Source organism: Enterobacter sp. SECR19-1250 (genome assembly GCF_013391025.1).
GTDB classification, from domain to species: domain Bacteria; phylum Pseudomonadota; class Gammaproteobacteria; order Enterobacterales; family Enterobacteriaceae; genus Enterobacter; species Enterobacter cloacae.
Genome location: NZ_JACASJ010000009.1, coordinates 66762 through 76305, shown reverse-complemented (window position 1 = coordinate 76305; position 9544 = coordinate 66762). Strand labels below are relative to the sequence as shown.

The 9544-nt window shown below is 54.3% G+C and carries 11 protein-coding genes; all 11 read left to right on the top strand.

Features of this window, described 5'->3' with window-relative positions; all coding sequences use genetic code 11:
* Positions 1-306 precede the first annotated feature (306 nt).
* The 11 genes from HX884_RS04320 (at position 307) to HX884_RS04270 (ending at position 9544) form a co-directional block, all read left to right on the top strand.
* Positions 307-978: a hypothetical protein gene (locus HX884_RS04320; RefSeq protein ID WP_218619992.1), complete on the top strand. Its 672-nt coding sequence runs from the start codon at positions 307-309 to the stop codon at positions 976-978.
* 55 nt (positions 979-1033) lie between these two features.
* Positions 1034-1963 (top strand): SPFH domain-containing protein, encoded by a 930-nt coding sequence (locus tag HX884_RS04315; protein ID WP_178327748.1) that lies wholly within the window; start codon positions 1034-1036, stop codon positions 1961-1963.
* A 1-nt stretch (position 1964) separates the two neighbouring features.
* On the top strand, positions 1965-2414 hold the full coding sequence (locus HX884_RS04310; protein WP_178327747.1) for an NfeD family protein: 450 nt from the start codon (positions 1965-1967) through the stop codon (positions 2412-2414).
* A gap of 70 nt (positions 2415-2484) precedes the next feature.
* Positions 2485-2724, top strand: coding sequence for a TraR/DksA C4-type zinc finger protein (locus HX884_RS04305; RefSeq protein WP_178327746.1), 240 nt, complete (start codon positions 2485-2487; stop codon positions 2722-2724).
* 379 nt (positions 2725-3103) lie between these two features.
* Positions 3104-4474 (top strand): hypothetical protein, encoded by a 1371-nt coding sequence (locus HX884_RS04300; RefSeq protein ID WP_178327745.1) that lies wholly within the window; start codon positions 3104-3106, stop codon positions 4472-4474.
* A 72-nt stretch (positions 4475-4546) separates the two neighbouring features.
* A complete protein-coding gene (locus tag HX884_RS04295; RefSeq protein WP_178327744.1) occupies positions 4547-5125 on the top strand; it encodes a hypothetical protein in 579 nt (192 codons plus the stop codon).
* A 30-nt stretch (positions 5126-5155) separates the two neighbouring features.
* A complete protein-coding gene (locus tag HX884_RS04290) occupies positions 5156-5722 on the top strand; it encodes a hypothetical protein (protein WP_178327743.1) in 567 nt (188 codons plus the stop codon).
* Positions 5719-6273 (top strand): hypothetical protein, encoded by a 555-nt coding sequence (locus HX884_RS04285; protein ID WP_178327742.1) that lies wholly within the window; start codon positions 5719-5721, stop codon positions 6271-6273. The genes HX884_RS04290 and HX884_RS04285 overlap by 4 nt, the downstream gene beginning before the upstream one ends.
* A 9-nt stretch (positions 6274-6282) precedes the next feature.
* A complete protein-coding gene (locus HX884_RS04280) occupies positions 6283-7416 on the top strand; it encodes a toxin co-regulated pilus biosynthesis Q family protein (RefSeq protein WP_178327741.1) in 1134 nt (377 codons plus the stop codon).
* Positions 7416-7853, top strand: coding sequence for a type IV pilus biogenesis protein PilM (gene pilM / locus HX884_RS04275; RefSeq protein ID WP_178327740.1), 438 nt, complete (start codon positions 7416-7418; stop codon positions 7851-7853). The genes HX884_RS04280 and pilM overlap by 1 nt, the downstream gene beginning before the upstream one ends.
* 14 nt (positions 7854-7867) lie before the next feature.
* On the top strand, positions 7868-9544 hold the full coding sequence (locus HX884_RS04270; protein WP_178327739.1) for a PilN family type IVB pilus formation outer membrane protein: 1677 nt from the start codon (positions 7868-7870) through the stop codon (positions 9542-9544).

Here is a 9544-nt window from a genome sequence, read left to right as displayed (position 1 = left end):
AAATGAAATGACTGAGTCAGCCGAGAAGAATTTCCCCGCTTATTCGCACCTTCCTTAGCTCAACACCAGGAGCCTCAGGTACCGGGATACGAACCGGCTTTAAACTTCCATCATTTGCAAATGGAGTTCCCCCGCTAGTCGGGGGCTTTTTTTGATCCGCTTTCCGGAATGGCGTCTGTACGGGGCCTGCCATGTGAACACCCTCTGTTCCTGTTACCCGTCAGCCATACCCGGCTCCCTTCACCGGCGGTGTGAAGGCACAGACGCCATTGCCAGAAACCGGAACCATCAGAGAGTCATTATCCCATGCAATCCACCCAGGACCAGGTCAGTAATCTCTTGTGGTGCATTCTTGTCGCCCTGCGAACGGCGGAGGAAAACCACAACATCACTTCAGAACGCGGTAAACGTAAATTTATCGCCGAGTGGCTTAGCGGTGCTCGCCATGTTCCATCTTTCAGGGGAATGGCAGCTGAGTTCTCAACGATACGCCAGTTGCTCGACGGTAATAAAAACCATTCCATCGACAGTGTGCTTACCGCCCTTTGGACAAACGCAGTATCGTCCGCGGGCTGTGATTTATTTCGATTCCGTGCCGTTATCAATTCTCTGTACAGCCAGGGCTGGCGCCACTGCCTGTGCCCATGGCCAGAACAAGTAATGCCTGAAATCATCGAGCGCCAACGAAGCCGCAAGCGCCACATACTTCAGTTCACCAGGATGGAAGAAGCATTCACGGCGACAGGCTCTATGTCTGCTCCGGTCACGCTCCAGCTGCTGCTGTCAAAAAATGAAGATGAGCAGGTTGAGCACTCATTTTACTCTGATCGTTTTTCCGTTGTTCAGGGCCGCGAGATTTCATTAGGCAAAACCACCCTACGCACACTGTACATCGGACACCATTCTCTCCCCGAATCTGCATGGGGGGCTCGGGATGGGAAGCATCACCGTGACGTCTGGTCCCCAGATATTCACTAATTTTTTCGTCCCTTCCGGTACCACACCGGGTTTATTGCACCTCCGGAGTTTCCCCATGTATGAATTTTTCTCCAGCCTGCTGCCTGCAGCTGTCAGCATTATTGTCGCTTTCGTATTTGTTTCCTCAGCCGTCAAAATTGTACCGCAGGGTTCCGAGTGGACTGTGGAGCGTTTTGGTCGTTATACCCACACAATGAAACCGGGACTGGGTTTCATTGTTCCTTTCATGGATCGCATCGGCCGCAAAATAAATATGATGGAACAGGTCCTCGAAGTGCCGTCGCAGGAGGTCATTTCTCGCGATAACGCCAATGTCTCAATTGATGCCGTCTGTTTTGTTCAAATCATTGATGCTTCACAGGCTGCCTACGAAGTCAGCAACCTGAGCAATGCCATCATCAACCTGGTTATGACCAATATCCGTACAGTGTTAGGTTCGATGGAACTCGATGAGATGCTCTCCCAGCGTGACAGTATTAACACCCGATTGCTGGCTGCCGTGGATCACGCAACCAGCCCGTGGGGTGTCAAGGTGACACGTATTGAGATCCGCGACATTCAGCCCCCCAAAGAACTGATTGATGCCATGAATGCCCAGATGAAAGCCGAGCGTACTAAACGTGCCAGCATTCTGGAAGCCGAAGGTGTTCGTCAGGCGCAAATTCTGCGCGCTGAGGGCGAGAAACAATCGCAGATCCTGCAAGCAGAAGGAGAGCGTCAGTCTGCTTTCCTACAGGCCGAAGCGCGAGAACGCTCTGCAGAAGCTGAGGCCCGCGCCACGAAGATGGTGTCTGAAGCGATTGCAGCAGGTGATATCCAGGCTGTGAACTACTTTGTGGCGCAAAAATACACCGAAGCGCTGCAGCAGATCGGCACCTCTTCAAGCAGCAAGGTTGTGATGATGCCGCTTGATGCTTCAAGTGTCATGGGTTCCATTGCCGGCATCGGTGAACTGGTAAAAAACCTGAACACACGGAGCGACTGAGATGTCATGGTTTAACACGCTGGATCCGCAGATTATCTGGCTGGTTAGCGCCGGACTTCTCTTTACGATTGAGATCCTAACCGGCACTGGTTGGCTGTTGTGTCTCAGCCTGGCGGCACTGACAACGAGCGGACTGGCGCTGATTGCCCCGACAGCTCTGTTCTGGCAGTGGCTGCTCTTTTCCGCTGTTACGGTTCTGCTGGCCAGCCTCAGGATTATCAAAAAAATGGTCTACCGCTCGTCACCGCCTGCCGTATCACTGAATGACCGCCTCGCGTTGATGAAAGGAATGACTCTGATACTGGACAACGGGCTTATCAACGGCACTGGCCAGACGCGCATTGGCGATAGTGTCTGGTTTGTCAGAGCCGACGGAGATTATCCCGCTGGAACGAAAGTACGGATAACCGGTCTGGAGGGCGTTTTTCTGCTGGTTACCACCGTAGATTAACCACAATTGCCATCGTTAACGCTAACCTCAGCCCGTACTTGATGCGGGCGTATTTATTCCGGGAGAAACCATGCCTGATATTTGCGATCGCGCGAACGAAGAAATGTTTTTTCTGGCCAGTCTGCAACGCCCGTCCCGTGAAACACCTCAGCAACCTTCAGCCACACACTGCCAGTTCTGCGAGGCACCGATTCCTGAAAGACGCCAGGCGGCCGTCCCGGGTGTTCAAACCTGCGCGGACTGCCAGTCAGCAACCGAAGACATCATCAACAACCGCCGCCGTCTGTTTGCCACACCAACGGCCAGATGACCCGTAACGCCCCTGACGGGAGGAAATACGACATGAAGCACTAACGCGGACTGACCGCAGCAGTCGAAAGACAGCAAACGCAGGGTAATGACCAGCGCCCGAGTCTCCGAGTAGAGAGCCAACTTTGCATCTGGTGAGGGTTAATAAGAAAAGAAGCACCGGCGTAGCAGCGTGACAGCCAGGCACGCACTGGTGATAGCCAACGGGGAGCAGAGCCGAACCGGGGTGACGAACTCAAGGGCATGAGCGTGGCCACTACGAGAGTGTGGCTGAAATTATCACATTTTCCGCCAGGCATAACACGATGAACAGGGGCCCCGTGACGGGACCATTCTGGTTTCAGACGGCCTGATTAAATGACTTAGAGGAGTTTCATCGGGTGAAAAAGAAACCTGATCCCCTGTGGTCCGTTTTTACCACATTCCTGCGTAAGGTCGCCGGGAAGCTGAGCCCCGTTTCGTTCCTGTTTCTGTTTACCACAATACTGGAATGTACAGGCCTCATATTCATTGCATGGGCAGCGCTGAAACATTTCCGCCTGCCAGAGACAGAACCGGCACTGCTGCTGTTCAACGCTGTCTTGGTCACCGGGGTGCTGACAGTGCTTTACTACGCTTCAAAGCAGTCTCCCGATTTCATCCAGCGGCTGCGGGTGACACTCTACGGCCATACGGCACTGCTGGTTGTTCTTGCTCTGGTTGGGAACATTGGGGATACAGCCACAGCGAACCCCGGGTACGTGGTGCTGTTTCTTATGGGAATACAGGGCATTCATGTAGTGGCCAGCACCTGCCAGTTGGTCAGAAGAGGTCAAAATGACACTCAGTCAGAAAAAGGTCCGCGTGGTACTCAACCGGAAGAATGGCGGTACGGCACGCCCGTACATGAAAAACTGGGCGAAAAGCTGACAGACATCAGTACAGCAACCTGGTTGTGGCAGGAGAGTGGCATCATGTCTACGCACAGGATGCTGGAAACGCTGGAAAAAGCGCTTCAGCGTGTCGGTTATGAGCTGACACGGGAACAGAGCGCTGACACCAGGATTCTGTCTGGTCCAGCCCAAATGCGCCCCCACCTTCGTCAACAGGTGGAGACAGAACTCCTGCGCGCGCGCGAACTGTTCTGGGCTCCCGAGCAGACACCCGAAATGGTCGAAGACATTATCCGCCTGAGCCAGAAATCAGGGTTTGCCAGGAAGATGCTGGAAGATATCCTTTGCGATCTGCGCAAGCGGGGATGGAGACTGCGGGCAATAAAAACAGACCGGGAACTCGAACGGTGGCCACTACAGCAGGTGGTAATACGGCTTAGCGCGCAGCCAGGGACGCGGTTAACAGACATGGTCCGGTGCCTGCGGCGCATTACGGGTTATGTCCGGGATAATGAACTCCCGCCAGATACGCAAAATATCACCCATACAGGGGAGTTTCCCCGGTATGAATCAGAAAATGATCCCTGGGCTATCCGTTGGGAAATATTCCGCAGACAGTGTGACTCTATGCCCGGCTTCTTTCCCCGCAATGATGCCCCCTGCCTGCCACCCTATTTTGATGACGGAATGGACGAATACCGTACCAGCCTGGCATTACATCTGGTGCTGATCGTTCAGGGCACACGAACGACACGGCCAGAATTGCTCGTAGCGGATATCGAACGGGCCATATCCAGTATTGAGAAAGGTGCCCAGCAGGGCGCCACTTTCCATGATGACAGTGGGTATGCGTTCTGTCGTCAGGGCCGACCATTTTAAGCGCACGACAAATTTCTCAGCCATCACGTTAACAGTAAATCCCCCTTTGCGAGCCCCTCCACAGGAAACGCCATGTTTAAAAAAATAACTGGGCTGCTGCTTTTGCTGCTGCCCTTCTCTGTCCTGTCTGAACCGCTTATCACTTGCGAGCCGGAGGGACCGTTTGACACATATTTGTTCCCGGCTCTCGGCTTCGTGGTGCTGTTATTTATCCTCTACTTTGCAACGTCTGAATTATTTAACGACGCCGGCAAATTCAGACCCAGTAAAGGTCCGTGGATTTTTGTCGTTTGCATTAATGGTGTGGTTATCGGGCTTGGCATACTGCTAGCCAGCTATACCCTGCATCTGGTTCCGGATAAAAAGCTGGTCATTAACAAAGATGTACTGATGTCAGCTCCCGACGTGAGCAAAGGGTTCCATTACCAAAAAGATTGCCTCCTGGTCAGCAAGGACGACAACTCAGTAGAACTAAGTTGCAAACCTGATGCCACCACTGAAATTGTTCCTCTCACCGACTATACCCGTGCGATTGAAGCCCTGACGGCTGCTGAAAACCTGATTGGGGAACTTCAGTGGAAAGCCAGTAAAAAGAACATCTGCCGCCCCGGAAACTCGTCCTCTTTTTCTGATCTGATTCCGGATTTATAACCCGGATAACTTTCTCACCTGGATATTCACATGAAAATCATCAGTCTGTTCTGCCTCGCCCTGACGCTGGCGCTGGCAGGCTGCAACCTCAGCAACCCAAACTACTCTCCGATAACCGTGGACCATCCGGAACAGGCGACGGTTCGCCTGAATACGTTGGTACTGGACGTGAAAAAGCCAGCAGATGCCAGCTGGCATCTCCTTTTCCCTGACTGGGATCCCAAAAAAGTCATCACCGTAGTGAAAGGAAAAGCCGGTGAGGTCCGTGAAAAAATGGCGTCATCTGCAACCGTCAGCACGACATTCAGTGCCACCACCGAAACCACCAATATGATAGCGGTGCCGGTTTCTTTTCACGACACGGACCCGGCCGGTCCCGGCTTTGACATGGTCATCATTCCAGGTTTCCGGCATACAGTGGGGCCACTGACCCTCAGCGTAGACCTGCACGTTCAGGACACCCGTGGAGGTTTCAGCCTGAATCAATTCCTGTCCCTGCGTCCTGGCCAGAGCATGTTGGCAGCCCGCGCTATTGATGAGAATACCCTGCAGGTCATTCTTATCACCCCAGAAATCCTCCCCGGAGAGTCATCATGAAGCGTCTTTTTACTTTTGCCTTTCCCATACTCATTGTCGGGTGTACCACTACTGATACTACTATCGGTAAGAGTACAGAACTGGCAACTGACGACATCAGCGTCTCTGTCATCCCGGCTGATAAGGCGATTTCCCGATTGAGCGACACTGTTGACGTTTATGTACCGCAGCAAAATCTGACTGTGATTAAGAACCGGCTGACTTCGCCTTACACCCGGAGTGTGGAAATCAGGAACGGCAAGGAGGTACGCGAAGTCAGAGATAGCATCGAATACGGCTCCACTGTAACCGTCAAAATATCCCCAAAAGACACGCAGCAGCGCGTGGTGACACTGGACATTAAGCATAAATGTCCCCCCCCGTTTATGGCGTTTTCACCTTCAGGTGCGACGGATCATCACGTTGATCTATCGGCTTTCAGGCTCTCAATGATGCAACAACAACTCCTGATACAAAAAGGTGATTCACTCCAGATCAGGACAGCATCCGCCGGGGCCGCGTGCAGCGGTGAGGACATCATCATCCATCCCATAGAACTCCCTCTGCCGTGAGAGACCATCATGAAAAAGCGTACGATTCCGTTTTTAATCCCCCCACTTCTGGCAGGATGTTCGGGCTTTAATGCCCGGACACCACAGCCGGACACACCTGCGCTGGTCTTTGTCGATGGACAGATCAGCGAAAGTACCGACATCATTGCGCAGACACAGCGCCGGCTGTTACCACCCTCCACGCCCGTTCCGGTACGCCAGCCAACACCGACAGCTGTTGCTCCGCGTTCAGCCCCCCTGCCAGTTCCGGTACTGCAGACAATCTCACCGACAGTGTCAAAATCCCAGACCAATCCGGCAACCACGAAAAACAGCCAGGTTGATAACCGACACACATCACCTGTCGGCCTGCCAGGACTAACCTTTACTGGCACGCCAGCTCCTGTGGCCGTTTTGGCGCTGTCACCGGCACGTAATCTGACGCTTGAACAATGGATACGGCGCATCATGCCGTCCGGCTGGCAACTGGATTACGAAAATGCCCTGCGTCCTGTACTGAACACCCGCATCGTTTCTGTTTACACCAATGATCAATGGACCAGGGTACTGAGTCGGTTGCTGACAGAACAGGCGATTAGTGGTCAGGTGGACTGGAATCAGCAGAAAGTTACGCTGCGTCGGGCCGGTCAGACGACTGCTACGGGGGTTCAGTCAACGACAACGACCATTCCAGCAGCAGTGAAGCCTGTCAGTACCAGCGTCCCTAAAAACCCGTTCAGTGGTGGGGGGACAACCCCACCAACAACGCCTGGTCCGGATAAAAAAATGGGCACCACCAACCCTCCGGTATCCCCCGTTCCCCCGGTACTGCCGAAGCCGGTAGTTTCCACCGGTCAGCCAGTTATGCCAGTGATCACCGGTAAAACCTGGCAGGCACCAGCCGGAACCACTCTGCGCGAAATGTTGCTGAAATGGGCAGGCGAAACACGCTGTGAATCAGGGGCATCGCAATACTGGACGGTGATCTGGCCCACCTCGGTGACAGACTACCGCCTTGATGCTCCCCTGACCTTCCGCGGCACCTTTGAGAGTATGCTCGGGCAGATGTTCGAACTCTACCGTACGGCACAGAAGCCGCTGTATGCAGAAGCTTCACGCGTTCAGTGCGTTGTCTCCGTCTCTGATACCCCGGCAGGCCACTGATGGGCTGGGTCGTTCTGGCCATCAGCATGGTGTTTTTCCTCATCGCCGGCGATATCGATATGCAACAACGCCAGGCCGTCGACGCCACCACACAGCGCCAGGCAGGGCAGATGTATGCAGACCAGATACTTATGATTGCAAATCGGGTCAATGACTGGCGTTACCAGACCGGTCAACAGGACGGCACAATCCCCACGGAGCAGTTGGCCCTGCCGTTCACTCCAGATAGCCGTATTCAGTACCAACTATGGCAGGGGCGATTGTGGATCTGGATGCCTGAGCAACCTGGACTTCTGGATGCGCTGCGTATGCGGAGCCGGGGCTCTGCGCTGATCGGCATATTGCAGAGCAACCAACTGGTCTGGCTTTCCGGTATGGCCACCGGACTCACCCCACCACAGGGCGCGCCTGACGGCGCGGTGGTTTACCTCAACTAATCCGGATTTTCCCCATGAAGAAACCTCTTCTGCGGCGCCTGCTGATGGCGTCCTGCATTGTTCTGCTCGCAGGTTGTACCTTTTCAGAAATCAACCACATGCAGAAAAAGGCACAGTCAGATGCCACCGTTGCCCGTGCTCAGGCACAGCTCCCCCGAACACAACAACCCCAGCCGTTAACCTGGACGGACAGGCAATGGATCAACCCTAGTCCCATACCCGTGGCCATCAGGGAGAAATCCCGTCAGGCACCTGCCTGCAATATCACGCAAGCTCGTCCGTCCATCACTCTGCAGGAACTGGCGCAGCGCATCACCTCCCTCTGCGGCACACCTGTCATCTTTACCCCGGATGCACTCAGCTTCAGTCAGGGCAGTGTAAGTACCGGCGTCACACGCCAGATCAGTGGTTCTTTACCGGTACCAGATGAAAGCGGCCGGATCCCGTTGAACAGTCTGGGCAGCACAACTGCGGCTCCGGCCGTAACCGGAAACCAGGCCATGAACCTGACCGGGGTTATGTGGCAGGGGGATCTATCCGGGCTGCTGGATCTGATGGCCAGCCGCAGCGGCCTGTACTGGCGAATGGACGGCGGTACGATCGTGTTCTACCTGATGGAGACACGCTCTTACACACTGGCCATGCTGAACACCAAAACGTCCAGCACCTCCAGCGTCAGTTCCGGCACGACCAGTACGATGGGCGCCACCGGCGGTCAGGATAACTCCGCTTCAGGTGAGTCCAGTACGTCCCAGAGCACGACCACAGGACAGGAATATGATCTTTATGCCGATCTCCGCAAGGCAGTGGAGGCCATGCTCACCCCGGAGAAAGGACGATACTGGCTCTCTTCGTCCAGCTCATCCCTGATTGTTACGGATACCCCTTCAGTCCAGGAGTCTGTTTCCCGTTACGTGGAAGAGCAGAACCGCATCATGAACCGCCAAGTGGCGCTCAATGTTGAGGTGCTGAGCGTCGGCAATACCCGGAACGAAGATTTCCGCATTGACTGGGGTCTAGTGTACAAATCCCTGCACACTGCGGGTGCCTCCCTGAGTAATGCCACCGGTGATATCACGGGTGCCACATCTGCCTCGGTCTCCATTCTGGATACGGCCACCGGGAATGCGGCAAAATTCTCTGGGTCAAATCTGTTATTTAAGGCCTTGTCAGAGCAGGGTGATGTCAGTGTCGTCACCTCACAGTCCAGCACCGTGACTAACCTGACTGCCGTGCCTATCCAGATGGCGGATCAGACAGTCTATGTGGCTCAGTCGGCCACAACAACAACAACGGATGTAGGTGCCACCACCACACTTACGCCGGGGATGATCACCACCGGGTTTAACATGACCCTGCTGCCACTTATCCAGGAAACCGGCAATGTTCAGCTACAGGTGAATTTCAATCTTTCCGATCCGCCGACCATCCGCAATTTCACCTCGAAGGACGGCAACTCTTATATCGAAATGCCGTACACCAAACTGCGATCGCTGAGCCAGAAAGCCAACCTGCGTGCTGGTCAGTCTCTCATCCTGACGGGGTTTGACCAGAACAACACCTCCGTCAACAAATCAGGCACCTTCACGCCAGGTAACCCGTTACTTGGTGGAAGCCAGGCCGGGAAAAATGAGCGCAGCACCCTGGTGATCGTCATCACCCCGACCTTCCCACAAGGTACTGGAGGCTGA